Annotated in this window: 23 protein-coding genes and 1 pseudogene; 10 read left to right on the top strand and 14 right to left on the bottom strand. The window is 69.3% G+C overall.

Annotation, left to right across the window (positions count from 1 at the left end):
- Positions 1–28 precede the first annotated feature (28 nt).
- The 10 genes from ACQ1RG_RS06875 to ACQ1RG_RS06830 all read right to left on the bottom strand — a co-directional run bounded on the left by ACQ1RG_RS06875 (position 29) and on the right by ACQ1RG_RS06830 (position 12,674).
- On the bottom strand, positions 29–1,618 hold the full coding sequence (locus ACQ1RG_RS06875) for an ATP-binding cassette domain-containing protein (RefSeq protein WP_141236307.1): 1,590 nt from the start codon (positions 1,616–1,618) through the stop codon (positions 29–31).
- Positions 1,615–3,561: an ATP-binding cassette domain-containing protein gene (locus ACQ1RG_RS06870; protein WP_009380287.1), complete on the bottom strand. Its 1,947-nt coding sequence runs from the start codon at positions 3,559–3,561 to the stop codon at positions 1,615–1,617. The genes ACQ1RG_RS06875 and ACQ1RG_RS06870 overlap by 4 nt, the downstream gene beginning before the upstream one ends.
- Positions 3,551–3,913, bottom strand: coding sequence for a hypothetical protein (locus tag ACQ1RG_RS06865; protein WP_009380289.1), 363 nt, complete (start codon positions 3,911–3,913; stop codon positions 3,551–3,553). Before ACQ1RG_RS06865 ends, ACQ1RG_RS06870 begins: the two co-directional genes overlap by 11 nt.
- Entirely contained in the window at positions 3,910–4,986 is a 1,077-nt protein-coding gene (locus tag ACQ1RG_RS06860; RefSeq protein ID WP_009380290.1) for a cytochrome d ubiquinol oxidase subunit II, read from the bottom strand. The genes ACQ1RG_RS06865 and ACQ1RG_RS06860 overlap by 4 nt, the downstream gene beginning before the upstream one ends.
- A complete protein-coding gene (locus ACQ1RG_RS06855; RefSeq protein WP_009380291.1) occupies positions 4,983–6,482 on the bottom strand; it encodes a cytochrome ubiquinol oxidase subunit I in 1,500 nt (499 codons plus the stop codon). The genes ACQ1RG_RS06860 and ACQ1RG_RS06855 overlap by 4 nt, the downstream gene beginning before the upstream one ends.
- A gap of 37 nt (positions 6,483–6,519) precedes the next feature.
- Positions 6,520–7,263, bottom strand: coding sequence for an SDR family oxidoreductase (locus ACQ1RG_RS06850; protein WP_009380292.1), 744 nt, complete (start codon positions 7,261–7,263; stop codon positions 6,520–6,522).
- Complete coding sequence (nhaA, locus tag ACQ1RG_RS06845) at positions 7,260–9,173, bottom strand: Na+/H+ antiporter NhaA (protein WP_009380293.1); 1,914 nt, start codon at positions 9,171–9,173, stop codon at positions 7,260–7,262. Before nhaA ends, ACQ1RG_RS06850 begins: the two co-directional genes overlap by 4 nt.
- A gap of 1 nt (position 9,174) precedes the next feature.
- A complete protein-coding gene (locus tag ACQ1RG_RS06840) occupies positions 9,175–9,942 on the bottom strand; it encodes an SDR family oxidoreductase (RefSeq protein ID WP_009380294.1) in 768 nt (255 codons plus the stop codon).
- 108 nt (positions 9,943–10,050) lie between these two features.
- Positions 10,051–10,695: a hydrolase gene (locus ACQ1RG_RS06835; protein WP_009380295.1), complete on the bottom strand. Its 645-nt coding sequence runs from the start codon at positions 10,693–10,695 to the stop codon at positions 10,051–10,053.
- 692 nt (positions 10,696–11,387) lie between these two features.
- Positions 11,388–12,674 (bottom strand): adenylosuccinate synthase, encoded by a 1,287-nt coding sequence (locus ACQ1RG_RS06830; protein ID WP_009380296.1) that lies wholly within the window; start codon positions 12,672–12,674, stop codon positions 11,388–11,390.
- A 192-nt stretch (positions 12,675–12,866) separates the two neighbouring features.
- Here ACQ1RG_RS06830 and idi point away from each other — a divergent pair, with 192 nt between their 5' ends.
- From idi to ACQ1RG_RS06805, 5 genes are read left to right on the top strand one after another with little or no spacing between them, the layout of a single operon-like run.
- Entirely contained in the window at positions 12,867–13,421 is a 555-nt protein-coding gene (idi, locus tag ACQ1RG_RS06825; protein WP_009380298.1) for an isopentenyl-diphosphate Delta-isomerase, read from the top strand.
- Positions 13,418–14,623: a cytochrome P450 gene (locus ACQ1RG_RS06820; RefSeq protein WP_197932298.1), complete on the top strand. Its 1,206-nt coding sequence runs from the start codon at positions 13,418–13,420 to the stop codon at positions 14,621–14,623. Before idi ends, ACQ1RG_RS06820 begins: the two co-directional genes overlap by 4 nt.
- Entirely contained in the window at positions 14,623–14,976 is a 354-nt protein-coding gene (locus tag ACQ1RG_RS06815; RefSeq protein WP_009380302.1) for a lycopene cyclase domain-containing protein, read from the top strand. Before ACQ1RG_RS06820 ends, ACQ1RG_RS06815 begins: the two co-directional genes overlap by 1 nt.
- Positions 14,973–15,317 (top strand): lycopene cyclase domain-containing protein, encoded by a 345-nt coding sequence (locus tag ACQ1RG_RS06810; protein ID WP_095375051.1) that lies wholly within the window; start codon positions 14,973–14,975, stop codon positions 15,315–15,317. Before ACQ1RG_RS06815 ends, ACQ1RG_RS06810 begins: the two co-directional genes overlap by 4 nt.
- Positions 15,314–16,993, top strand: coding sequence for an FAD-dependent oxidoreductase (locus ACQ1RG_RS06805; protein ID WP_119296795.1), 1,680 nt, complete (start codon positions 15,314–15,316; stop codon positions 16,991–16,993). Before ACQ1RG_RS06810 ends, ACQ1RG_RS06805 begins: the two co-directional genes overlap by 4 nt.
- Before the next feature lie 142 nt (positions 16,994–17,135).
- Here ACQ1RG_RS06805 and crtI read toward each other — a convergent pair whose 3' ends face one another.
- The 4 genes from crtI to ACQ1RG_RS06785 all read right to left on the bottom strand — a co-directional run bounded on the left by crtI (position 17,136) and on the right by ACQ1RG_RS06785 (position 21,975).
- The gene (gene crtI / locus ACQ1RG_RS06800) at positions 17,136–18,734 is read right to left on the bottom strand and encodes a phytoene desaturase family protein (protein WP_095375053.1); all 1,599 of its coding nucleotides are present in this window, start codon (positions 18,732–18,734) and stop codon (positions 17,136–17,138) included.
- On the bottom strand, positions 18,734–19,645 hold the full coding sequence (locus ACQ1RG_RS06795) for a phytoene/squalene synthase family protein (RefSeq protein ID WP_119296796.1): 912 nt from the start codon (positions 19,643–19,645) through the stop codon (positions 18,734–18,736). The genes crtI and ACQ1RG_RS06795 overlap by 1 nt, the downstream gene beginning before the upstream one ends.
- Positions 19,642–21,165 (bottom strand): SDR family oxidoreductase, encoded by a 1,524-nt coding sequence (locus ACQ1RG_RS06790; RefSeq protein WP_063248932.1) that lies wholly within the window; start codon positions 21,163–21,165, stop codon positions 19,642–19,644. The genes ACQ1RG_RS06795 and ACQ1RG_RS06790 overlap by 4 nt, the downstream gene beginning before the upstream one ends.
- Positions 21,166–21,258: 93 nt before the next feature.
- Entirely contained in the window at positions 21,259–21,975 is a 717-nt protein-coding gene (locus ACQ1RG_RS06785) for a TetR/AcrR family transcriptional regulator (RefSeq protein WP_119296797.1), read from the bottom strand.
- Between the two features lie 123 nt (positions 21,976–22,098).
- Between ACQ1RG_RS06785 and ACQ1RG_RS06780 the strand changes: the two genes are divergently transcribed.
- From ACQ1RG_RS06780 to ACQ1RG_RS06760, 5 genes and pseudogenes are all read left to right on the top strand, one after another.
- The gene (locus ACQ1RG_RS06780; RefSeq protein WP_063248930.1) at positions 22,099–22,854 is read left to right on the top strand and encodes an SDR family oxidoreductase; all 756 of its coding nucleotides are present in this window, start codon (positions 22,099–22,101) and stop codon (positions 22,852–22,854) included.
- A 69-nt stretch (positions 22,855–22,923) separates the two neighbouring features.
- Positions 22,924–23,253 carry a nuclear transport factor 2 family protein gene (locus ACQ1RG_RS06775; RefSeq protein ID WP_063248929.1) on the top strand — a complete coding sequence of 110 codons (330 nt, stop codon included), beginning with the start codon at positions 22,924–22,926 and terminating at the stop codon, positions 23,251–23,253.
- A gap of 192 nt (positions 23,254–23,445) precedes the next feature.
- A pseudogene (locus ACQ1RG_RS06770) lies at positions 23,446–23,874 on the top strand (fluoride efflux transporter FluC); the annotation flags it as partial.
- A gap of 176 nt (positions 23,875–24,050) precedes the next feature.
- The gene (gene crcB / locus ACQ1RG_RS06765; RefSeq protein WP_009380322.1) at positions 24,051–24,428 is read left to right on the top strand and encodes a fluoride efflux transporter CrcB; all 378 of its coding nucleotides are present in this window, start codon (positions 24,051–24,053) and stop codon (positions 24,426–24,428) included.
- Between the two features lie 266 nt (positions 24,429–24,694).
- Positions 24,695–26,176, top strand: coding sequence for a catalase (locus tag ACQ1RG_RS06760; protein WP_009380325.1), 1,482 nt, complete (start codon positions 24,695–24,697; stop codon positions 26,174–26,176).
- The last annotated feature ends 132 nt before the right edge of the window (positions 26,177–26,308 follow it).

Genomic DNA, 26,308 nt, shown 5'->3' with positions numbered 1-26,308 from the left:
CCGGGACGCGGGTCAGTGGGGCACTCGGTCATTGACCAGGTCGCGGGTCATCGGTCGGCCCGTCGGTGCAGGGTGGCACGTCGGCGTCGGCGGGCACGCGGGTTCCGGCAGCTTCGCTGCGGCTGAGGTCGAGGACGAACTCGACTCCCGGTGGGCTCCGGTGGGCGGCGACGATGATCGTCGCGGCCGGGAGTCGGGTGCGGATGAACTCGAGCATCCGCACAAAGGTGTCGGTGTCGAGACCGAGATCGGGCTCGTCGACGAGGAGGACATCCGGTGCCGTGAGGACGGCGCGGGCGATGACGAGGCGCCGCGTCTCTCCGCGGGAGAGCGCACGCCCGCCGATTCCCGTGCGCGTGTCCGGGGTGATGTCGACGTCCAGCCCGAGGGCGGTGAGGACCCCGGTGAGGTCAGCCGGGGTGAGCTCGGTCGGCGCGCCGAGGCGGAGGTTCGCTGCGATCGTGCCGGTGAAGAGGAACTCGTCGTCGGCGACATGGGCGACGGAGGGGACCGCGGCGGTGCGCTCGGCGGCGGTCGCGGTCCCGGCACCGCGCACCGCCTCGGCGATGGAGGTGAGCAGGGTCGATTTGCCCGCGCCGGACGGACCGATGATCGCCGCGCTCTCACGGGGCGGGATCGTGAGCAGCGTGGCCGAACCGGTACCAGTCCCGAGAGTGATCGTGCCGTCGGCGGCGACGTCGACCGGGGGCGGGGGCACGGGGACACGGCTGGGATCGCTGCCTCGGCGGGCCCGGTGTCCGCGGAGTCGTTCGAGGTGGGGGACGATGGCGCTGATCGCGACGGTGCGCTCGACGACCCCGAACGCGAGGCAGACGATCATGACGAAGAGCGGGACCTCGACAAGGTCGCCGATTCCGATGGTGGCGGCGCTGACGACGATGACCGCGCCGAACGCGAGACCACCGGCGAGTGTTGCGACCACCTGTCGGCGCAGCTGTCGGGAATCGCGGCGCTGCTCGGCGGCGGTGAGGTCGTCGAGCTGGTCGAGGATCCGCGCGCGCAGCAGGGGCGCAGCTCCCAGCGACTCGAGTTCGGGGGCGGCGTCCATGCTCGCGAGCACCTCGGCGCGCAGGCGACCGCGGCCGGGGTCGGACTCGGCGGGGACGAGCGCGAACGCGAAGAGGGTCACCGCCCCGATGACGAGCGGGATGACAGCGAGCGGAGAGGTGAGGAGGATGACGACGACCGCCGTGAGGATCGCGCTCACGGTGACGACGAGCGGGGCGGTGACGCGGAGCACCCGCTCCCCTTCGACCTGGGCCTCAGTGAGCAGGCGGTCGACCGTCCGGTCGTCGACGGGTCGGGCACCGGCGGCCGCGAGGTCGTCGAAGACGCGGAGGCGGTCGCGGGTCGTGTCGGCGAGGGCTGCTCGGTGGAGGAGGACGTTCTGTCCGTAACCGGCGCCGATGCGGCCGAGGGCGAGGAGGCGGACGATGCCGCTCGGCGTCGGGTAGGAGAAGGTCGCGAGCAGGCCGAGACCGGCGAGCGCGCAGGCGGCGAGATACCACCCGGAGACGGCGAGCAGACCGAGCGAGCAGAGCTCGGCGGCGACGGCGACGGTGAGTGCGAGCACGTGCCTGCGAGGTCGGTTCCTCACGCCGTGCCCCCGCCCACTCGAGTCTGCACGTCGAGGAGTCCGGCGCGCAGTTCCCACGCGTGCTCGGCGGCAGCCGTCACCGTCGGCGAGTGGGTCGCGATGACGACGGTGCGCCCCGCCCCGACCCGGCGCAGGGTCCAGAGGATCTCCGCTTCCGTCTCGTGGTCGAGGTGGGCGGTCGGTTCGTCGAGGACCCAGAGGTCGCGGTCGGCGGCGAGGAGGCGGGCGAGCGCGACGCGCCGCCTCTCCCCTGCCGAGAGCACGCGGCCGCGGCGGCCGAGGACGGTGTCGATGCCCTCGGGCAGATCGGCGAGCACCTGTTCGAGGCCGGCGTCGTGGGCAGCCGTGCGGATCGCGTCAGGGCTGATCGTCGGATCGCCGAGGCCGATGTTCTCGGCGAGGGTGGCCTCGAGGATGACGGTGTCCGCTCCGAGCCAGCCGTGGGAGGTGCCCGATCCGTGACCGCCGTCGGACGTGTCCCCACTGTGCATGGCACCGGCCCCACGCCTCATCACCTCGACCGACCCTGCCGCCGGAATCCGGGTGCCGGCGACGAGCTGGAGCAGCGTCGTCTTGCCCGACCCGGACGGTCCGCTGATCGCCGTCCACTCCCCGGCCGGGATCGTGAGGTCGAGGTCGTCGAGGATGACGGCATCCCCTTCGACGACTCTCACGCCTCGCAGGTCGACACGCGGGGCGAGCGCGGCGCGACGCGGGGCCGAAACCCGGTCAGGTCCGGGGTCGGTGCCGCCCTCCGGGGTCAGAGTCGTGCCGGGGGTGGGCTCGGCACCGCGGTATGGCGCCGGAGTCGTGCCCGTCGCGGCATCGGGGTTCGGCTCGGGGGCATCGGGCCGTGGCTCCGCGGCGGCAGAGCCTGGCCGTGCGGACTCGTCCCCCGCCGCCTCGTCCGCGACCCCCGCGGAGCTGTCCTCAACCCCCGCCGCCTCGCAGATCGCGCGCGCGGCGACGAGCGCGTCGTCACGATCGTGGAAGCCCCTGGCCGCCCGCTGCGCGGGAGCGAAGTACGCGGGACAGAGGAGGAGGACGAAGAGCGCCTCGCCGAGGTCGAGGCCGGGCGCCCCCGGAAGGGTGACGAAGCCGAGGAGGACGAGACCCGTGTACGTCGCCGACACCGCGATCGCGAACGTCACCGCGACGTCCATGACCGCCCCGGAGAGGAACGCGTAGGAGAGGACTCTCAGAGTCGAGGCCTCGAGCCGCGTGGACGACCGGTCGAGGACCGCTCGTCTCCGAGCCACTGCGCGGAGGCTGACGAGGGTCGGCAGTCCGCGCACGCTCTCGGTGATGACGGCCGAGAGTCGGCGGGTTGCGGCGAGCTGCCTCTCCCCTGCGGTCACCGTCGCCTGGCCTGCGAGGCGGAGATTGAGCGGCAGCAGGAGCGTGCAGACGGCGAGGAGGACCGCGACCGGCCAGTGGACGAGGGCGACGGCGCCGAGGATGAGCAGCGTCGACGGCACGGCCGCGACGCGCAGCGGCCGCGTTCCCGAGAGATAGCCGGCGACAACCGGGGCGTGGTCGATGAGGACGTCGGCGGCCTCCGTCGCGGGTGTCCGTCCCGCCGCGGCGAGGAGGGCGGGGACGAGGTCGGTGCGGATCCGCGTGCTCACCCGCTCGCGTCCGGCTGCCGCCAGGCGCGCGGCGAGCGCCCGGAAGAGCAGGCGCATCGGCGCGGCCGTCGCGGCGACCATGAGCAGGCCGACGACGTTGCCCGCTCCCGTCATCCACGCCGTGACCCCGGCGCCGAGGAATGCCCATTGGCCGATGAGCGCCACCGTCGCGGCGACCTCGGTGAGTCCCGACAGCCGGAACAGCGTCCGACCCGGTCCCGACTGCGAGGCGATCCACTCCATCGCCGACGCGTCCCGCATCGGGGTGGGGTCCTGCGAGGGCGCCGAGGTGGCTGCTCCCCGATCAGGCGCCATCGTCGTCGTGGTCGTCCTCGTGGGCGCGGCGCCTCTCATCGCGGATGAAGACGACGGCGGCGAAGACGACGATGGCGAGGATCGCTGCCCGGTTGAACCACTGAGAACCGACCTCCGGGTAGCCGGAGTACATATTCATGCTGATCGTGTAGAGGATGATGCCGAGGAGCACGAGGCCGATGCGACGGAGGATCCGCTTCCCGCGCCCGGCCGTCGCACCGGGCGTGCCCGACCGGTGCGTCGACGACTCCGGCCGATGCGTCGACGACCCCGACTGCTCCGGGCCGTGCCCGCCAGGCTTTCGCGGCTCCGGCTCCCGCTGCTCCGGCTCGTGTGGGCTCGGGTCGCTCATGATCGCGGCACCTCCCTCTCGCCTGTGCGTCCCGCCGCCCGCACGCTCCCCGCCGGGCGCGTGCTCCCCGCCTCGGTGCTTCCCGGGATCGCGTCCTGGTAGAGGGGACCGGAGAACGTGCGGTGGGCGAAGATCGTGTAGAAGACGATGAGGAGCATGTTGATGCCCACCCCGATGAGCAGGGCGTAGAGGGCGAGGCTCGGCGCCGCTGCGTCCTCGACGGTGACGCCGGGGCTGAGGATGACGGGATAGCGACCGACGACGATCGCGGCGAGCACTGCGACGACCATGGTCAGGGCCGCCCGGTATCCCCCGGCGCGCCGCGGCCCGGGGCCGAGCTGCCGCCATGCGAGGATCGCCGCCGCCAGAGCGAGGACGAGCAGGGCGGTGACGAGCACACCCTGGACCCCCGACCAGGTCAGCGGCGCAGCCGTCGTCCCGAGCAGAGCGACGATGAGGGCGAGGACGACGGCTGCCGCGGCGACGAGCGAGCGGCTCGTGCGCACCGCGAGCGGGGAGTCGACCTTGGTGCGCATGAACGACGCCCCGAGTGTTGTGTAGACGGCGACGACGCCGATGACGACGACGATCGTGAAGAGCACCGAAGCGGCGTCCCACGGGGTGGTCGGACCGACGAAGTCTCCCTCGGCGTCGAGGGTGAGTTCCCGCGCGAGGCCCGCGAGCGCCACACCCTGGGCGATCGCCGCACCGAGCGAGGCGACCGCGAAGGCCCGCACCCATGCCTCGGCGGTGTCGTGCCGGTGCGAGATGAGCTCGGTGGAGAAGCCGCGGACGATGAGGCAGAAGAGCATGACGATGAGCGGGATGTAGAGGTGCGGCAGGGCCGCGCCGTAGACAGCGGGGAATCCGGCCCACAGCGAGACGCCGAGGAGGATGAGCCACGATTCGTTGATGTCCCACGTCTGCGCGACGACTTCGACGCCCTCGCGGCGGCGCCGACGATCGCGTTCGACGAGCAGGAGGATGCCGATGCCGAGGTCGTATCCGTCGAGGACGATGTACATCGTCAGGCAGAGGACGGGGACGATGAGCCACACGTCGGCGATGGTCATGACTCCGCCCTTCCCTCGGCCGCCTCGGCGTTCCCGTCCGTCATCGGCGGGCTCCCGCCGGTCACCGGGGTGCCCCCGCTCCCCACCGACGCGGAAGCGGCGGCACCTGTGGACCCGGCGGTCGCCTCGGCGTCGAGATCATCGAGATCATCGTCGTCGGCGATGATCGCTCCGGGACGGTCATGCTCGGGTCCGCGGCGCACGGCCCAGACGATGTAGCCGATGTAGGCGGCGAGCATGACGGCGTAGAGGACGACGAACCCGATGACGGAGAAGACGAGGTGGGCGGGGGCGAGGTCGGAGACGGCATCCTCGGTGCGCAGACGGCCGTAGACGACCCACGGCTGGCGCCCGGTCTCTGCGGTCACCCAGCCGCCGATGATCGCGAGGATCCCCACGGGTGCCGACCACATGCAGACCTTGTGGAAGCGGTGGGAGGTGAAGAGGCGCCCGCGCAGGCGGGGGACGACGCCGGCCATGGCGATGCCGAAGAGGACCATCGACCCGTAGAACATCAGCCGGAAGCCCCAGAACGTCATCCACATCGGCGGCTGCAGGTCCGGATCGGGTTCGACGTCGTTCAGGCCGGGAAGGAAGTTCTGGCCGGTGAGATCCTGTCCGATGAGGGCGCCGAGGAAGGGCACCTCGACGTCCGCGAGGTTCTCCTGGTCGGCCTGGTCGGTGACGATGAGGAGGTTGTAGCCGTTGCTGTCCGTCTGCCAGTGTCCCTCGATCGCCGCGAACTTGGGCATCTGGTGTTCGACGACGACCTCGAGGGCGACGTCATCGCCGACGGAGATCTGGATGGGCAGAAGAACCGCGAGGACGCCGATCGCCATCGAGAACGAGCGCTTCGCGAAGGGCAGCGAACGGCCGCGGATGAGGTACCACGCGGCGATGCCGATGATGAAGGTCGATGCGGAGATGAGGACCGCGAGGAACATGTGGAGGAAGCGCAGCGGGAAGGACGGGTTGAAGATGATCTCGAGCCAGTTCGTCGGCACGAAGGTGCCGTCGTCGGCGATGGCGAACCCGGCCGGGGTCTGCATCCACGAGTTCGCGATGAGGATCCACGTCGTCGACAGCAGGGTGCCGATCGAGACGAGGAGGGTGGAGACGAACATCGTCCGCTCCTTCACCCGCCCGTCGCCGTAGAGGAGGATGCCGATGAATCCGGCTTCGACGAAGAACGCGGTGACGACCTCCATCGCGATGATCGGTCCGATGATCGGACCGGTGACCCGGGAGAACACACCCCAGTTGAGTCCGAACTCGAAGGTGAGCACGGCACCGGCGACGACGCCGAGGGCGAAGCCGACCCCGAAGATCCGCCGCCAGAATCGGAACATCTGCAGGTAGACCGGACGCCTGGTCTTCCAGTACAGCCCGTAGACGACGGTGAGGAACACCGAGAGCCCCACCGTCATCGCCGGGAACATGATGTGGAAGATCGCGGTGAGCGCGAACTGCAGCCGGGAGAGGTCTTCGAGGGTCATCGCCCTCGCCCTCCCCGCCGGGTTCGCCGTCGCATGGTCATGCCCAGCCCTGTGCAGTCGCGACGATGTCGAGATCGCCGAGGTGGACCCCGGCAGGTTGGTCAAGCGTGAACTCGATGACGTGGGCGACGTCGTCGGGAAGGAGCAGACCTTCGCCGAGCTGCGTGTACTCCTGCTCGAGCCCGCCGAGGAATTCGGCGAACGCTCCCCGGATGTACCCGGGCGCGATGTTCGACACGCGCACGTTCCGCTCTCGCAGTTCGATGCGCAGGTGGTCGGCGAAGGCCTTGAGCGCCGCCGAGCACGCGCCGTAGATCGTCGCATCGTCGAAGTAGGCCTGGTCGGCGATCGATCCGATCGTGATGACGTCGGCCCGCTCCCCCGCCTCGGCGGTGGCCTCCAAGGACGGGAGGACGGCGTGGACGATGTGGACGGCACCGGTGATGTTCGTCGTGAGCACTTCGTTCCACTTCGCGAACTCGGTGTCGGGGAAGGAGCCGACATAGGTGACGCCGGCGCACGCGATCACCGAGGCGCATCGCGGCCACCGCTGCCGGATCGTGGCGCCGAGCTCGGTCAGGCCCGCCAGATCGGCGACGTCCTGCTCGAAGTACGTCAGCTTCGGGTGGTCGGCGAACTCGTCCGGGAGCGGGTTCCGGTCGATGACGACGACCGAGTCCCCCCGGTCGAGCAGCCGCCTGGCCGTGGCCAGGCCGACGCCGCGGGCTCCTCCGGTGATGACGTGGGGGACCTCCGCCGAGGCGGTCGTCGACTCCGTCATGCCGACCTCCCCGCGCTCGCCTGGACGGGTGCGCCGCCCTGCACGGCACAGTCCGAGGTGAGGATGTGGTCGGGTCGGGTCTTCGGATCCGGGGCCTCGGCGCGGGTCGCGTCGAGGTCGGCGATGATCGCGTTCGGCTCCATGTCCCCCTTGTAGAGCAGACCGTTGACGAAGAGGACGGGACCGCGCGTGAGCCCCATGTTCTCGGCGTCGAGGTAGTCCTCGTCGACGCGGCCGAGGTGGTTGCCGCGGCGCAGGTCGTCTTCGACGCGGCTGAGGTTGGCGCCGATGTTGACGCTGGCGCGCAGGAGTTCGCGATTGTCCAAGCTGCGTTCCTCACTGATCTCGTTGAGTTCGTGGCGCATCGGCCAGAAGAGCTTGCGCTGCTGGGCGGCGACGGCCTCGAGGGCTTCGGCGGTCTGCTCGGGCGCGCCCTCGGCGGTGGGGCGGATGTGGCGGAAGACGAAGTTGATGTCGCCCTCGTAGTGGTCGATGACCTGGTCGAGGATCTCCTCCGTGTTCGCGTCGTCGAGGCCGCCGAAGGAGCCGTAGACCGTCAGGGAGTTCTTCGCCTCGGGCGGTCCGTAGATGTGGTCGCGCTCGGGGTCGATCGGCCGGTTGAGCTGGACCCGGGCGGGCGCGTGCCTGCGGTCGTAGCGGGCGGTCAGCTGCAGGCTGATGACGCCGATGAGCGCGGCGAGCGCGGACGCGGTGAGGATGCCGATGCGGGCGTCGGACTGGGCGACCGGGTCGGTGATCGCGAGGTCGACGATGAAGAGGGAGATCGTGAACCCGATGCCGGTGAGCATCGCACCCGAGGCGATGTGCCGGGGGCGCAGCGCCTCGGAGAGCTCGCCGATGTGCAGGCGACGCCCGAGCATCGTCGCACCGAAGATGCCGACGAACTTGCCGAGGACAAGACCGGCGATGACGCCCCAGGTCAGAGCCGACCCGAACGCGTGGGACAGCGACTCAGGGGTGATGAGGACGCCGGCGTTGACGAGCGCGAAGACCGGGACGATGACGAGGCTGACGACGCGGCGCAGGGAGAGCTGGAACCGGTCGTTGATCGACACGGAGCGGAGGATGCCCTCGGCGGCGGACATCCCGCGTTCGGCGTTGGGGCTGCGGCGGAAGCTCTGCGTGAGGTCCTCCGCCTCGTCGACGAGCTGGTGCTTCGGCGGGAAGACGGGCAGAATCAGGCCGAGGATGACACCGGCGATTGTCGCGTGGACCCCGGACTGGAGGACGGCGAACCAGAGGAAGACGCCGAGGATCGCGTAGACGAGGCCGCGCCACGCCTGCATCCTCTGGACGAACCAGGTCACCGCCGCCAGGGCTGCGGCGATGCCGAGCCAGAGCAGGTCGATGTCCTCGGTGTAGAAGAACGCGATGACGGCCAGCGCCCCGATGTCGTCGACGACCGCGAGGGCGAGGATGAACACCCGCAGCTGGGCGGGGATGCGGGAACCGAAGGCGGCGAGGATGCCGACGATGAACGCGGTGTCGGTGGAGATGACGACACCCCACGCCCCCACCTCGGGGGTGCCGCGGGTGATGGCGACGAAGATGAGGGCGGGGACGATGAGGCCGGCCACCGCGCCGACGATCGGCAGGGCCGCGCGCTTCCACGACCGCAGTTCGCCGAGGACGACGTCCTTCTTCACCTCGAGGGTGACGAGGAAGAAGAAGGCCATCATCACGGCATCGTTGATCCAGTGCTGAAGCGACATCTCGAGTTCGGATCCACCGGCGACGAAGCCGAACTCCGTCTTGATGACCGTGTTGTAGCTGTCCGGGGAGAGATTGGCCCACAGCAGCGCGATCACCGTGGCTGCGAGGAGGACGACGGCACCGGCGCTCTCCGTGCGGAAGAACGCGGCGAGTCCTCTGCTCAAGCGTGTGACCATGTCAGCTCCTCACCGGTCGGATGGTGGCGGCAGCGAGGTTCGACCGTGCGGGAAGGCCGATCATGAACTTCACGAGATGGGCGACGCTTCCCGGGTCGATCGAGGAGAACTCGTCGGCGCGTTCGAGGAACCGCTGGTAGTGCTCGGTGTCGCTCATGTCGGCGCCGAGTTCGGAGGTGACGTAGAACGGGGCGATGTGGTGCACGCGCACACCGCGTTCGCCGTACTCGGCGCGCAGGTGTTTGGCGAGCTGCTCGACGGAGGTCGCCATCGCAGAGAAGACCGCGTAGCTCTTCGCCCGCTGCGGTGCCGGGGCCGAGCCGACGAAGATGAGGTCGGCCCGGTGCCCGGTCTCGCCGATCCGGAGTAGCCCGTCGGCGAAGGTCTGCGCGGTGTAGAGGGCACCCTCGACGTTCGTCATGATCATCGCCTTCCACTCCGAGGGCACCGCCTGCTCGAAGTCGCCGGCGCGCATGACGCCGGCTGAAACCATGACGAGGTCCGGGTCGGCGCCGAAGCGGTCACGGATGGCGTCGCGGGCCTCGACGAGGTCGAAGGGCTGGGTGACATCGGCGCGGACCGGCAGGGTGAGGTCGGGCGCGTCGAGCTGTTCGGCGAGCCGCTCGAGTCGACGGAGGTTGCGGGCGAGCATCGCGGTCCGGATCCCCTGGCCGACGAGAGCTCTGCTCACAGCGGCGCCGATCGCACCGGTCGCTCCGGTGACCAGGGCGATGCGCTCTTCGGGAGGGGCCTGAGCGGTGTCGGTCATGCGGTCATCTCTCCTGGTCAGCGGTAATGCGATTCAGTTGTCAGCAGCGGCGGGGTTCGCTGCGGGGGCCGGATCCCGGTTGGCTGGGGCGGTCCGGGCGCTCGGGCCTCAGTTCCCGAAGGTGTCGCCGATCGCACGTCGACGCTGGAAGTAGTCGTTGATGATCGTGCGGTAGCGGTCGGAGTCGGACCGGGCCCAGTTGCGCATGAGCTCGGCTCCGAAGGCGAGCGAGGTGATCGGGTGCGCTCCGGCGGTGACCATCCTCGTCACCGCCGAGTTGTGGGCGTCGTCCGAGACTCCGCCGACGGCGTCGATGACGGGGTAGACCTCGTAGCCCTCTTTGAGGAGGTCAAGGGTGGGGAAGGTGAGGCAGACTTCGGTCCACAGGCCGGCGAGGACGATCTTCTTCCGACCGGTCGCCTCGATGGCGGCGCGGAAGTCCGCGTCCTCCCACGAGTTCACGCCTGTGCGGTCAATCTCCTCGAGGTCGGGGAGCTCGTCCTTGATCTCGGAGATCGTGCCGGTGTTGACGCCGAGGTCGACGCCGACGGTCGAGAGCACCGTGGGGATCTCGTAGGCGCGGGAGAGCTTGGCCAGGGTGACGACGCCGAGGAGGATCTCATCGCGGGTCGTCGACCCGACTGTCGAGAACTGCTCGGGCTGATAGTCGATGAGCGCGATGGCGCAGTTGCTGGGGGTGAGCAGGTGGTCACTGGCAGGATCGCGGACGGGTTCGGGCTGGTTCTTCGGCATGGCGTCCTCCTGAGGGGATGAGGTCGATCGCTGCGATCACCGGGGAGGCAAATCTATCGTCTTTCAACGACTTTGGCGTCAAGCATGCCTGATCTGCGGAGGGACGGCATCGGTCGGGGAGAAGCCGGCGCAGCAGCACCGCTTGGTGACACGATCCGCCTGCCAAACGCGCGATGTCGATCCACGCGGAGTCGCTGCGGCCGCCTCGGCGAATCTGGTCCCGCACCGTACCGCAAGCCGCACCCGATACCCGCACGCCCTCTCACTCTCGATCCACGGCTGGCTCGAATTCCGCGCCTCCCACGAATCGCCGCGCCCTCAATCAACGCGGGGCTCGAATTCCGCGTCGCCCACGAATCGCCGCGCGCTCGATCAACGCGAAGCTCGAATTCCGAGTCGCGGGCGACGCGGATTTCCGGCTGCGCGTGGATCGACACTCGGCTTTCCGGCTGCGCGTGTATCGACGGCCGCGCTGCCGCCCGAGCAGCATGCTGCGCTGGTCCGCGCGTTCGATCCACGGCTGGCAGGAATTCCACGCCTCCCACGAACCGCGGCGCGCTCGATCAACGCGAGGCTCGAATTCCGAGTCGCGGGCGACGCTGATTTCCAGCTGCGCGTGGATCGACGCCGAGGCTCAGCGACTCGAGCCGTCGCGCCCAGGCCAAGTCGCGCCCCAGGCGCAACCAGTACCCTCAGTCCAGCAGGTCGTGGCGGACGATCGACTGCTCGCGGTCGGGGCCGACGCCGATGACGGAGATCCGGCAGCCGGAGAGCTCTTCGAGGGCGAGGACGTACTTCTGTGCGTTCTCCGGCAGGTCCTCGAAGGTCCGGGCACCGGAGATGTCCTCGGTCCAGCCGTCGAAATACTCGAAGATCGGCGTCGCGTGGTGGAAGTCGGTCTGCGTCATCGGCATCTCGTCGAAGCGCTCACCGTCGACGTCGTAGGCCACGGCGACGGGGATCTGCTCGATGCCGGTGAGGACGTCGAGCTTCGTGAGGACGTAGTCGGTGAAGCCGTTGACCCGTGCGGAGTACCGAGCGATGACCGAGTCGTACCAGCCGCAGCGGCGCGGTCGTCCGGTGTTGACGCCGAACTCGCCGCCGGCCTTCTGCAGGTATTCGCCCATCTCGTCGAAGAGCTCGGTCGGGAAGGGTCCGGCGCCCACGCGGGTCGTGTAGGCCTTGACGATGCCGACGACGCGGTTGATCCGCGTCGGGCCGATCCCGGAGCCCACGCACGAACCGCCGGCGGTCGGGTTCGAGGACGTGACGAACGGGTACGTGCCGTGGTCGACGTCGAGCATCGTCGCCTGACCGCCCTCCATGACGACGACGTCTCCCCGGTCGAGGGCGTCGTTGAGCATGAGCTCGGTCTCGGCGACGTAGGGGCGCAGCCGTTCGACGTAAGGCAGGAAGTAGTCGACGACCTCCTCGACGCTCACCGCGCGACGGTTGTAGACCTTGACGAGGAGTTCGTTCTTCTGGTGGAGCGAGCCCTCGATCTTCTGGCGCAGGATCGACTCGTCGAAGATGTCCTGGACGCGGATGCCCAGGCGCCCGATTTTGTCCATGTACGCCGGCCCGATGCCGCGGCCGGTCGTCCCGATCGCGCGCTTGCCGAGGAAGCGCTCGGTCACCTTGTCCAGCGTCTGGTGGTAAGGGGCGACGAGGTGCGCGTTGGCCGAGATCCGCAGCTTCGAGGTGTCGGCGCCGCGCGATTCGAGGGCGTCGATCTCCTCGAAGAGCGCCTCAAGGTTGACGACGACGCCGTTGCCGATGACGGGGGTGACGTTGGGCGAGAGGATCCCCGCGGGAAGGAGCTTGAGCTCGTACTTCTCACCGCCGACGACAACTGTGTGACCAGCGTTGTTCCCGCCGTTGGGCTTGACGACGTAGTCGACGCTGGTGCCGAGGATGTCGGTGGTCTTCCCTTTACCTTCGTCGCCCCACTGAGCGCCGACGACAACGATTGCTGGCATGAGTGTTTCACCTCAAGTGAAAGAAGGGGATCATTACCTCCACAGTCTACTTGCTGGTCATGACATCGCCCCCGTTCCGTCCGCGGCCCCGCCCCGATGCAGCCCCCGTTCCGTCCCCGGCCCCGCCCCGATACGGCCCTCGCACCGGTAGCATGGGGCTGACCGTCCGGTGTTCGAAGGAGCTGATGATCGATGACCACTCCCGGCACCGCTGACACTGCCGTCGAACGCGTCGTCCTCCTCGACGAGGCGGCCCGCCCCATCGGGTCGATGCCCAAGTCCGAGGTCCACACCGCCGACACCCCGCTGCACTCCGCGTTCTCCTGCTATCTCATCGACGACGAGGACCGCATCCTCCTCACCCGCCGCGCCCTGACGAAGGCGGCGTGGCCGGGCGTGTGGACGAACAGCTTCTGCGGTCATCCGGCGCCCGGGGAGGACATCGAGGACGCCCTCGTCCGGCGGGCTGACCAGGAGCTCGGCACGACCGTGAGCGCCGTGACGGTCATCGCCCCCGACTTCCGCTACCGTGCCGTCGATGCCGGCGGCATCGTCGAGAACGAGGTGTGCCCGGTCTACGTCGCCCGGATCGCCTCGCCGCTGGACCCCTCCCCCGCCGAGGTGGCCGAATGGTCCTGGACTCCGATCGCTGAGGTCCGTGCGGCGCTGAGTGCGACCCCGTTCGTCTTCAGCCCGTGGATGGTCGATCAGTTCGCCGCGGGCGTCTTCGAGAGCCTGCGGCCGTGAGAGGACACGACTCCGCGCGCGCCGACCCTGCCCCGGGTTACCACCGGATCCGCTCGTTTGCGGCGGCCCGAGAGGTCCTCCGGGCCCGCCGCTCCACGGTCCAGGCCGGCTTCACCGCGGAGCGGATCCCCCGCGGGTGGTTCAGCCGCCACCCGATCCTCATCTCCGACGGCCCCGCGCATGATGAGCAGCGGCGTGCCCTCGCCCGCTTCTTCGCGCCGTCCGTCGTCGACGAACGGTACGGGGCAGACATCGAGGCGCAGGCCCAGGCGATCGTCGATGAGGCCGTCGTCACCGGTCGCTGCCGCCTCGACGACGCCGCTCTGCTCTACACCGTCGGCGTCACCGCCGGCATCGTCGGCCTCACCGCGTCCCCGGTCCCGGCCCTCGCCTCGCGGCTCACGGCGTTCTTCCGGCAGCCGCCGGTCGACCTCGCCGCCCCGAACTGGGGGCGGACGAACCGCCAATGGCTGCAGGCCGCCATCAACGGGCTCTTCCCGCTCACCGCCTTCCACGTCTGCGACGTGCTGCCCGCCATCCGCGACCACCGTCGCAGTCCTCGCGACGACATCATCTCCCACCTCCTCGACACCGGTGCCGGCACCGCGGACATCCTCGTTGAATGCGTCACCTACGGCACCGCGGGCATGGTCACCACACGTGAGTTCATCTCCTTCGCCGCGTGGCGGCTGCTCAGGGACGATGAGCTCCGCCACGACTACCTCGGCGCCGCCCGGGACGCCCGGCTGACGATGCTCGAGGAGGTCATTCGCCTCGACCCCATCGTCGGCCATCTCTACCGGCGCGTCACCGACGATCTCACCGTCGACATCGACGGACTGGCGACGACGATCCCCGCCGGCGACCTCGTCGACATCGACGTCGCAGCCGCCAACGTCGATCCGTCCGCGTTCGGGACGGCCGCCGAGGCGGTCTGTCCGGCCCGAACCGAGCACAATGGCCAGACCGGCCGGCGACGGACCGTCCTTCCCGCGGGACTGAGCTTCAGCGACGGGGCCCACCGCTGCCCGGGACAGCCCGTGGCGCTCGTCGTCGCCGACGCTCTCCTCCACCGCCTCCTGGCGTGCGAACCCACCCTCCTCACGACCCCGATCGTCGGTCACGACTCCGTCATTGCCGGGGCCCGCCTGCGTGGTCTCGACCTCGGCTTCACCGTCCCGTCCCGTCCGCGGCGGCGCTGATGTTCGGCCAGTGGGAGTACCTCGCGCTCATGGCGGCCTGTGTGCTCATCACCCTGCCCCTCGAGTTCGTGTTCGCCGCGCGGGTCTATCGCCGGTGGAGGCTCCTGCTCGCCGCCCTCATCCCCGTCGTCATCGTCTTCGCGGTCTGGGACCTCATCGCGATCGCCCGCGAGCACTGGTCCTACAACCCGGAGTTCGTCACGGGAATCGAATTCGGTGCCCTGCCGCTCGAAGAGCTCGGGTTCTTCGTCGTCATCCCCATCTGCGCCCTGCTCAGCTACGAGGCCGTCGGCACGGTGCTTGCCCGCGCCCCGCACTGGTGGGCGCGGCTGACGAGGAGGAAGGAGCGATGATCCCCGAATACACCGTCATGACGGTCGCCGGCATGGTCCTCGTCATCGCCCTCGAACTCTTCGTCTTCCGCAGCGGCATCTTCCGACGCGCCCAGTACTGGGCCGCGCTGGCGATCTGCCTCTTCTTCCAATGCCTCGTCGACGGCTGGCTGACGAAGCTGCGCGACCCCATCGTCGTCTACAACCCGGATATGTTCTCTGGCATCCGCGTCCCCTTCGACATCCCCATCGAGGACTTCGGTTTCGGCTTCGCAATGATCACCGCGGTCCTCATGCTCTGGCAGTGGAACCTCAACCGGCGCAGCGCCGAGGCGGACTCCCCCACCGAGGCGGACGGATGACCGCCCGGACCCGCACAGGTTCCGGTGCCGGCACCGAGGGCCGTCTCCGCCCCGCCGACCGTCATGCCGTCCGGCTCCCGGCCGCCCCCGGCAGGTCGCGGCCGCTGCGGCCGAAGAGCGTGACCGTCATCGGGGGCGGGATCGCGGGACTCAACGCCGCCGCCGTCCTCGCCGAACGCGGAGTCGACGTCGTGCTCGTCGAATCGGGCCCCCGCCTCGGCGGGCGGGTGAGTGCATGGCCGCTGCCCGGCGGGCGGACGATGAGTCGCGGGTTCCACGCGTTCTTCCGGCAGTACTACAACCTCCGCGACCTGCTCCGCCGTGCCGATCCCGACCTCTCCCGTCTGCGTCCTCTCGCGGACTATCCCCTCACCCGCCGAGGCGGGGCCACCGATTCGTTCGCCGCGATCCCGACGACACCGCCGTTCAACCTCGCCGGGTTCGTCCTCTCGAGCCCGACTTTCCCCCTGTCGGGACTGACCGAGATCGACACCGCGGCGGCGTTCGAACTCATCGACGTCGACTTCCCCGACTCCTTCGCCCGGTACGACGGCGAATCGGCGGCGGCCTTCCTCGACCGCCTGCGCTTCCCGGCGGAGGCCCGGCATCTCGCACTCGAGGTGTTCGCCCGGTCGTTCTTCGCTGACCCCGATGACTTCTCCGCCGGCGAACTCGTCGCGATGTTCCACACGTACTTCGCCGGCTCCTCCGAAGGCCTCCTCTTCGACGTCCCCACCGACGACTACGACACCGCGCTGTGGGCACCGCTCGGGGACCATCTCGCCGACCTCGGCGTGCGCATCGAGACCGACCGCACCGCGACCGCGCTCAGATGTGGCCCGAGAAGGTGGACGGTGACGACGGACAGCCGGGAGGTCGACTCCGACGCCGTCGTCCTCGCCGCCGATCCGGCCGCGGCCCGCAGACTCGTCGCCACGCTGCGCGCTGACGAGCCCGCGGAGGCCGAGTGGGCGAGCCGGGTCGCCGCCACCCGCAACGCGCCCCCGTTCGCGGTGCTCAGACTGTGGTTCGACGGACCCGTCGACCCCGACCGTCCCGCCTTCCTCGGGACGAGCGGCTTCGACCTCCTCGACAACGTCTCCCGCCTCGACCGCTTCGAGGCCGGCGCCGCGGACTGGGTGCGCGAGCACGGAGGGTCCGTCGTCGAACTCCACGCCTACGCGCTGACGGGGACTGCGCTGCAGGAGACCGCGGTGTCGGGGGCCGGAGTGTCGGAGACCGCGGTGCCGGAGACCGCGATGCCCCAGGGTGGGGCGTCCCAGGGCGCGGTGGCTCCACGGGCGGTGGTTGAGAAGGCGATCGCCGACCGGCTGCTCGCCGACCTCCACACCGTCTGGCCGGAGACGTCGCGACTGACCGCCCGCGAGTCGCAGCTGCTCATCCGTGACGACTGCGGACTCACCGACCCGCGCCCGTGGCACGAGCGGCCTGGCGTCGAGACCCCGCTGACCGGACTCGTCCTCGCCGGGGACTGGGTGCGCTGCGATGCGCCCGTCGCCCTCATGGAGCGCGCGGCGACGACCGGTGCGCTCGCCGCGAACGCTCTGCTCGCCCGGTGGCGGGTCGCGGGCACCGACCTGTGGTCACCGCCCCCGCGCGGCCTGCTCCGACGCGGCCTGCTCGGGCGGATGCGGCGGACGACGACGCGCGGCTGAGACGGCGGGAGACCACGGCACGGCGGGAAACTACGGCACGGCGGGAGATGGCACGCCGCAGAGGCGGCACGGTGCTCAGGCGGCATGTGCGGCGGCACTGGCGGCCCACACGGCCCAGACAGGGCCGCGCGGGCAGGCACCCCTAGACGCCGTCCCCGGCCGGAAGTGGACCGGGACTCGAGTCGCCGCGGATGTGCTTGAGGACCAGCTCGGCGCTGATGAGGCACATCGGCACGCCCACCCCCGGCGCCGTGGTCGCACCGGCGAAGTAGAGGCCGTCGACGGTGCGGGAGACGTTCTGCGTCCGGAACATCGCGGACTGGCGCAGAGTGTGCGCGGGCCCGAGCATGCCGCCGAGCCACGAGTTGTAGTCGCGCGCGAAGTCGGTCGGACCGATCGTGTGGCGGACGACGATGCGCTCGGCGAGGTCGGGGATGTCCGCCCACTCCGCGATCTGCGCGATCGCCCGATCGGCGGCGCGCTCGATGAGGGGATCGCCGCTGCCTTCGGGACCACCGCCCCCGAGCCCGGCATCGGCGGGGACGGGGACAAGGACGAAGAGGTTCTCGCATCCCGGCGGTGCCACGGTCGGGTCCGTGGCGCTGGGACGGCAGACGTAGAGCGAAGCCGGGTGGGGCACCCGCGGGCGCGGGCCGAAGATCGCGTCGAAGTTCTCCGTCCAGTCCGGGGTGAAGAAGAGAGAGTGGTGGGGCAGCTGCGGAAGGTCGCCGGTGACGCCGAGGAAGACGAGCACCGCCCCTGGGCCGCTGACCATCCGCGACCACCGGTCCTCCGAACGACCGCGGAGAGCGGGAGGGAGCAGCCGGGTCTGCGTGTGGTGGAGATCGGCGGCGGAGACGACGATATCAGCCCCCGTACGCCGGGCACCTGATCGGGCATCGGTCCAGGTCACCCCGGTCACCCGCGGTCGCCTGCGACCGGTGGTCTCGGTCTCGATCGCCTCGACCTCCGCCGAAGTGTGGATGCGGACCCCGGCGCGTTCGGCGAGACGGGTGAAAGCGTCGACGACCGTGCGGAAACCGCCCATCGGGTAGTCCACCCCCTCGTCGAGGTCGAGGGCGCTCATGAGGTGATAGATCGCCGGTGCCCGGCGCGGGTCGGTGCCGAGGAAGACGGCAGGGTATTGGAGGATCTGCCGCAGACGCGGATCGGACACGGTTCGCTCGGCCCGTCTGCTCAGGCTCTCCGTGAGCAGGCGGGCCAGGGACGGAATCGAGGGCAGGAGCGAACGGTCGAGGACGGAGAGCGGAGAGGTGAACGGGTTGTAGAGGAAGAGCCGCTCGGCCATCGCCTTCGCATGGGCGGCCGAGCGCAGATGGGCCTGCAGGCGCCTGCCCGCGCCGGACTCGCGGTCCTCGAAGACCGCGACGACTCTGTCCCGTCCCAGCGGGACACTCACCGGTGCCGCCTCGGCGGTGACGCTCGGCGCGGTCGACGCGTCCGGGTCGGTGAACACGGTGTAGGCGGGATCGAGGGACACGAGGTCGAGCTCAACCGCCGCGCTCGTGCCCATGAGCGCGAAGAAGTGGTCGTAGACCTCGGGCATGAGATACCAGGACGGGCCCGTATCGAAGCGGAACCCGTCCCGGACGATCCGACCGATGCGCCCGCCCACCTCGGCGTTCTTCTCGAAGACGTCGACACTGTGACCGTCTCGGGCGAGCAGGGCGGCGGTGGCGAGTCCTGCGGCACCCGCCCCGATGACGCTCACCTGCGCCATCACGAACTCCGGCCGCGCAGGGTGCCCAGGGTCGAGCGGGCGAGGAGACGCGCCTTGACGTGGCCGGGGATGCGTATCCGCTCCCGGTAGAGCCGCTCGACGGGGGCGGCGGCGATGGTGTCGATGAGCGCGGCGAAGAGCGCGGTGGCGGCGCCGACGGCGAGCCTCGCGTCGTAGGGCAGGAGCGGGATCGCAGCCTCGGCATCGGCGAGCTGATCACGGATGGTGAGGATCCAAGCGTCCCGCGCACTCGTGCTCAGGCGCGCTTCCTCGGTGAGGTAGCTGCGACCGAGGCGGTCACGGTCGTCGGCGAGGTCGCGGAGGAAGTTGATGTTCTGGAAGGCCGCGCCGAGGCGGCGGGCCCCGCACTCGAGGATGGGCAGCTGAGTGTCGTCGCGGGGGTTGTCGTGGAGGAAGATGCGCAGGCACATGAGGCCGACGACCTCGGCGGATCCGTAGACATAGTCCGCATGCTCCCCGGCGCTCAGGCACCGCACCCCGGGTGCCGCCGGGTGTCCCGCAGGCGATTCGGCGTCGAGATCGGAGCGCATGGCGGCGAAGAACGGTTCGATGAGGTCGCTGCCGATCCCCGTCTGCCGCGCCGTCCGGGCGAACGCGTGGATGATGAGATTGGTGCTCACCCCGCGCGAGAGCGCCCGATAGGTCTCGGCGACGAAGTCCTCGAACATCTCCCCCACCTCGTCGGGCCCCACCCCGGCACTGCTCGGCAACCCGTCGACGATCTCATCGGCGACGCGGACAAGGGCGTAGACGTTGCGGACGTGGGACCGGTGGGAGGGGCCCAGCAGCGCCGTCGCCGCGCCGAACGACGTCGAATACCCGTCGATGACGGACTTCGCGGCCCGCTCGGCGGTGCGCGAATAGGTCTCGAGGGAGGAGCGTTCACTCATCGCCGACGCCTCTCGTTGCGCCGAGCAGCCCGTTCGATGTTGCAGGCCATGGCCGGGAAGATGAACCGGTGGAAGGGTGAGACGAACGCCCAGTAGAGGCGGCCGCGGATGCCGCGGGGGAAGAAGATCGCCCGCTGCCGGTATTCGCAGTCGGGGCCGACCTGGTCGACGGTGAACTCGAGCCATGCGTCTCCGGAGACCTTCATCTCCGCGCGCAGGAGGAGCTTGTGGTCGGGGACGATCTCCTCGACCCGCCACCAGTCGACAGGATCGCCGACCCGCAGGGCATCGGGCAGTCGGCGTCCGCGGTTAAGACCGGCCCCGCCGACGATCTTGTCCCAGAGGCCGCGGATCTTCCACGCCAGCGGCCACGAGTACCAGCCGTTGCGCCCGCCGATGCTGACGATGACCGGCCAGATGTCGGAGACGGCGAGGTCGCGCAGCAGCCGCCGGCGGTCGTCGACGAACGCCTTCTTGCCTGCCCACTGCGGGTCGTTGGGCAACGGCTTCGCCGCCTGTTCGAGCTCCCCCGAATCGGCGTCCCAGTTCGTCGCCACCGCCCCTTCCTTCTCCCGGCGCAGGGCGAGCCGGACCGCCTGGTCGTAGCTGAGCAGTCCCGAACTCGGCGGCGGGATGACGGCGTCGATGTCGTCGTTGCGGGTGACCGCGTCCTCCTGCAGCGACTGGACGAGCGGGAGGGTGAGCGCGAACGGCAGCGGGGTGACCAGCCCGACCCAGATGCCTGAGAGCGTCGGGGCCGGCAGCGGGAGGGCGATGACGTGACGTGGGGGCAGATCGCGGATGCGCGCGAAGTCCTTCATCACCTCGGCGTAGGTGAGGACGTCTCCGGAGCCGATGTCGAAGGCGCGGTTGACCGGCTTCGGGAGGTCGCAGGCGGCGACGAGGTAGTAGAGGACGTCGCGGACGGACAGCGGTTCGACCCGGTTGGCCACCCAGTCGGGCGCGGGCATCCAGCGCAGGGCGTCGGCGAGGTGCCTGATCATCTCGAACGACGCCGACCCGGAGCCGATGATGATCCCAGCCTGGAAGACGATCGCCGGGGTGCTCGAGGCGAGGAAGATCTCCCCGACCTTCGCTCGGGAGCGCATGTGCATCGACAGCTTCGCCGACTCGGGGTGGAGGCCGCCGAGGTAGATGATCTGCCGGCCCCCGGCCGCAGCGGTGGCCTCGACGAGTCTCGTCGCCGCCTGCGCTTCGTGTCGTTCGAAGTCGCGGCCGGAGTTCATCGAGTGGACGAGGTAGCAGACGTCGTCGATGCCCTCCATCGCCGCCTTCAGGCCGGTGCCGTCGTCGAGGTCGACGGTGTGGACGGTGACCTCATCGGCCCAGGGCACCGCGCTGAGTTTGTCCGGCGAGCGCACGCCCACGCTCACGGCGTGCCCGGCCTGGAGGAGGCGGGGCACGAGGCGGCCGCCGATGTAGCCGGTGGCCCCGAGCACGAGCACAGAGCGGGGATGGCGGGCTGACGGGATGGTCTCGGTGAGATCGGTCGCGGCCATCGGGTCCTCGCTGATGGGTAGGCGAGGCGCGTCGCTGCGTCTCGGTGCGGGCCCCTGCGTCCGGATCGGCAGCGGGGACACTGTGGGATCAGACTACCCTATCTCCAAGCCGAGGCGACCGATCCATTGGATGAGGAGCTGAGTCTCCGTCTCGCCAAGGATCTCCGGGTTCGCGGCGGCGCGTTCGATGACCGCGTGCCCGAGGCGGGCATCGGCCTCGTCGCCCGCCCCGGCTGGCCCGGTCCCGGTGATCGCTGCGATTACGCCTTCGCGCACGTGCGCTGAGAGGTCGGGATCGGCTTCGCCGAGGATGATCTGGCGCAGCGTCACCCCGATGTTCGTCGCGATGATGTGGGCGGCCGCCTCCTCGTAGCCGACGACGAGTCGCCCCTCCTCCTCGGCGCGCTTCGTCACTGCCCGAAGCATCTCGCCGGGCCTCGACTGCTTGTCGGGCGAATGGCCGGGCCGGACCTTGCCGTACATGAGCGTATAGAAGCCGGGATTCTCGAGCCCGAACGCGACGTGGGCGTCCCAGCCCTGGCGCAGCGCCTGGATGGGGTCGTGGCTCGGCTCTGCTGCGGACTTCTCAGCGAGGTACATGTCGAATCCGCGTTCGATGACGGCGTCGATGAGTCCCTGCTTGCTGCCGAAGAAGTGATAGAGCGTCGGCATCTTCACCCCGACCGCGTCGCACACGGCGCGCAGCGAGAAGTCCTCTCCCGGCGCGGCGGCGATGAGGTCGGCCGCGGCGTTGAGGAGGCGGGTGCGTGTATCGACCGCCTGTGTATCGAGCGAAGATCCCTCTGTCATATCGCAATACTATCGTGTACTGTCGATATAACGAGATGTACCGACGCTACATCTCGTCTCTGCGGGACCACCGCACGGCAGTGCCCGCAGAGTCCCTATCGTCACGACCGATCAGGAGCAGACATGACCACCCACACCCTCGAAGGCAAGAACGTCCTCATCGCCGGCGGCGGCAAGAACCTCGGCGGCCTCGTCGCCCGGCAGGTCGCCGAGGCGGGGGCCAACGTCGCGATCCACTACAACTCCGAATCCTCCCGTCCGGATGCCGAGGAAACCCTGGCGGCGGTCGAAGCCGCAGGTGTCAAGGGCGTTCTCCTCACCGGGGATCTCACCCAGCCGGCGAACGTCGAGAAGCTCTTCGCCGATGCCGCCTCGGCGCTGGGCCCGATCGACATCGCGTTCAACACCGTCGGCAAGGTGCTCCGCAAGCCCATCGTCGAGACAACGGAGGAGGAGTTCGACGAGATGTTCGCCGTCAACGCCAAGGCCGCGTACTTCTTCATCAAGGAGGCGGGCAAGAACCTCGCCGACAACGGGAAGATCGTCACGATGGCCACCTCGCTGCTCGCGGCATTCACCGACGGGTACTCGACGTATGCCGGCGGCAAGGCCCCGGTCGAGCACTTCACGAGGGCCGCTGCGAAGGAGTATGCAGAGCGCGGCATCTCCGTCGTCACCCTGGCCCCCGGTCCGATGGACACTCCGTTCCTCTACGGCCAGGAGACGCCTGAGCGCGTCGAGTTCCTCAAGTCGCAGGCAATGGGCGACCAGCTGACGAAGATCGAGGACATCGCCCCGATCGTCCGCTTCCTCACCACCGACGGCTGGTGGATCACCGGCCAGACGATCTTCCCCAACGGCGGCTTCAGCACCCGCTGAGCCCGCGTCCACCCGTTCACCGCTGCGACCCCAGCCCCTAGGCTGAGACCAGCCGACCCAGGAGGAATCATGACCGACCAGTCCATCCCCCAGCCCGTCGCCGACTTCATCGCCACCGTCAACGCCCATGACGACGCAGGCTTCCTCGACTCATTCACCGATGACGCGTTCGTCGATGACTGGGGTCGCACCTTCACCGGCCGTGACGAGATCAAAGGTTGGAGTGACAAGGAGTTCATCGGCTCACAGGGCGTCCTCACCCCTGAGGAAGTCAGCGCTGACGACGACTCCGTCACCGTGGTCGGCGATTGGAAGTCGAACTACGCCAATGGGCGGTCCTCGTTCAGGTTCACCACCAAGGGAGACAAGCTCACCTCGATGACGATCCGCGAGGGCTGACCACATCGGCGGCCGACACCCCGCCCCACGATGATCGCTGCGAGCCCCACCGCTTCGACGCATGTGCCACAATGACAGAGACGCGCATCCGTCACGGCGGTGGGGCTCGCCGTACCCAACCTCGGAGCAGTCCGCTCCGACAACAGTCCCTACCTCGACCGGCGCCAGCATGCCCGAAAGGTAGGAGAGACCATGAGCACCGCCCCCACCCACCTGCGAGCGTCCTCCCTCATCCTCGTCGCTGCGGGCGGCACGCTCGGGACGGCAGCCAGGGAGGCGATCAGTCTCACCGTTCCCTCCCTCGCGGGGATCCCGGTGGCGATCTTCGGCATCAACATCCTCGGCGCGTTCCTCCTCGGACTCCTCCTCTCCGCCCTCGCCCGGCGCGGGCCGGATGAGGGCGCTCGACGCCGGGTGCGCCTCCTCGTCGGCACCGGGTTCATGGGCGGGTTCACGACGTACAGTGCGCTGGCCACGGATGCGGCGCTCTTCCTCGGCGGGGTGCCGGGAACGGAGTCGGCGGGTGGGGTCCCCGCGGTCACCGCCTCCACCGGGATCGGCGTCGGCTATGGGCTCGCGACCGTCATCATCGGCGGGCTCGCGACATGGGCGGGGATCGCCATCGGCGCGCTCACGCGAGCCCAGTGCCCGCACGCTGCGACTCGCACGACCGCGACCCGTACGGCGGGGAGCCGCGCGGAGGCGACAGGCTCCCCCGCCGAGGCGGTCCTTCCGGTGGAATCGGATCCGCACGATTCCGGCGCCGCCGGGACGGGCCGACGGGACGGTGACCGCCGATGACGCCGCTGCTCTTCGCAGGCATCGCCGTGGCCGGCGGGATCGGCGCGGCGGCGCGGATGGTCCTCGACGGACTCATCAGATCGCGGCTGGCAGGGGCCACCCCGTGGGGGACGATCGCGATCAACGTTTCGGGCTCTCTTGTGCTCGGATTCCTCACCGGGCTGGCGGCAGGGAACCTCCTGCCCACGGAGTGGTTCCTCATCATCGGCACGGGCTTCCTCGGCGGGTACACGACGTTCTCGACGGCGAGCTACGAGACCATCCGCCTCCTCGAACAGCGCGCGTGGTGGGCGAGCGCGATGAGCGGGCTCGGCACCCTCGTGCTCGCCACGACTGCGGCCGGCCTCGGGCTCCTACTCGGCGGGCTGGTCTGATCCGCCTCGGCGGGCTGATCATCTCAACCACCGCCCACCGGCGGATCCTCAGCCTTCTTTCCGGCAATGCACGTTCTGCTCAAATCTCCGCAGATGCCCCCACCCTCACCGCATCACGGCAGTCATCTTGCCTGGTGAGAACGGCAGGTTCACCGGCCTTTACTGTCACGGCCTGACATGCCTAGAGTGGGAACAGAGGTTGCCGTGTGACCTGCAGTCATACGCGTGTCACTCCTCTTCAGCATCGAAGCGAATGGAGAACGAATATGCCTACGCCCGAAGAACAGGTCGACCAGTGGTTCGATCCGAAGAAGCCCTCGACGACCGAGGTGGGAACGAAGCGGGAGTCAGACGCACACTCGCTGAGCGTGGGTCCTGACGGCCCTCTGCTCCTTCACGATGTCGCCCTCGTCGAGAAGATCGCCCGCTTCGACCGTGAGCGCGTGCCCGAGCGCAGCCCGCACGCGAAGGGCTCCGGCGCGTTCGGCGAGTTCGTCGTCACCGGCGACGTCTCGAAGTACACGAAGGCGAAGTTCCTCCAGCCCGGGACGACGACCCCGATGCTCGCGCGCTTCTCCACCGTCGCTGGTGAGCTCGGTTCGCCGGACTCGTGGCGCGACGTCCGCGGCTTCGCCCTGAAGTTCTACACCGAAGACGGCAACTTCGACATGGTCGGCAACAACACCCCGGTGTTCTTCGTCCGCGACCCGATGAAGTTCCCCGACTTCATCCACTCGCAGAAGCGCCTGCCCGATTCGGGTCTGCGCAGCCCGAACATGCAGTGGGACTTCTGGTCGCTCTCGCCCGAGTCGGCCCACCAGGTCGCCTACCTCATGGGACCGCGCGGCCTGCCGAAGACGTGGCGGAACATGAACGGCTACTCCTCGCACACCTACATGTGGGTCAACGAGGACGGCGAGAAGTTCTGGGTCAAGTACCACTTCCTCACCGACCAGGGTGTGGAGAACATGTCGAACGAGGAGGCCGCGAAGCTCGCCGGTGAGGATGCCGACGTCCACCGTCGCGACCTCTTCGACGCGATCAAGGACGGCAACTTCCCGTCGTGGACGCTGCACGTGCAGATCATGCCGTACGAGGACGCGAAGACCTACCGGTTCAACCCCTTCGACCTGACGAAGATCTGGTCGAAGAACGACTACCCGCGCATCGAGGTCGGACGGTTCACGCTCAACCAGAACCCGATCAACCACTATGCGCAGATCGAGCAGGCCGCGTTCAGCCCGTCGAACACCGTGCCCGGCACGGGAGTCTCCCCGGACAAGATGCTGCTGAGCCGAGTGTTCTCCTACCCGGATGCGCAACGCAACCGCGTCGGCACGAACTTCAACCAGCTGCCGGTCAACGCTCCCGTCGTCAAGACGAACAACTACGACAAGGAAGGGCACATGCAGTACCACCACACCGGTGCTGCACCTGTGTACGCTCCGAACTCGTACGGTCGCGCCTACCAGGACACGCAGGGCGTCGTCGACAACGGGTGGGAGGCCGACGGCGAGCTCGTCCGCATGGCCTACACCCTGCACCGGGATGACGACGACTTCGGCCAGGCGCACACCCTCGTCCGCGAGGTCTACTCCGAGGAGGAGCGCCAGGAGCTCGTCAACACGGTCGTCGACATGCTCAAGTCCGATCTCGAGGAACCGGTCCTCTCGAACGTGTTCGCCTACTGGAAGAACATCGACGCAGAGGTCGGCCAGGCTATCGAGGACGGCTACCGCCAGGGCTGATTCGCCCACGGGCACCCGGCCCACCGTCGGGTGAGCCGCGGCCCGGTCCGAGCGCCCGAGCGCCGATCCGCCTCCCCCACGGGAAGCGGTTCGGCGTTCGGGCGCTTCGTCGTCTGGCAATTTAGTTAACTT

The sequence above is a fragment of the Brevibacterium sp. K72 genome, from assembly GCF_050562175.1.
GTDB lineage: Bacteria > Actinomycetota > Actinomycetes > Actinomycetales > Brevibacteriaceae > Brevibacterium > Brevibacterium casei.
The sequence above is the reverse complement of the archived record's forward strand: the minus strand, read 5'-3'. Positions and strand labels throughout refer to the sequence as shown.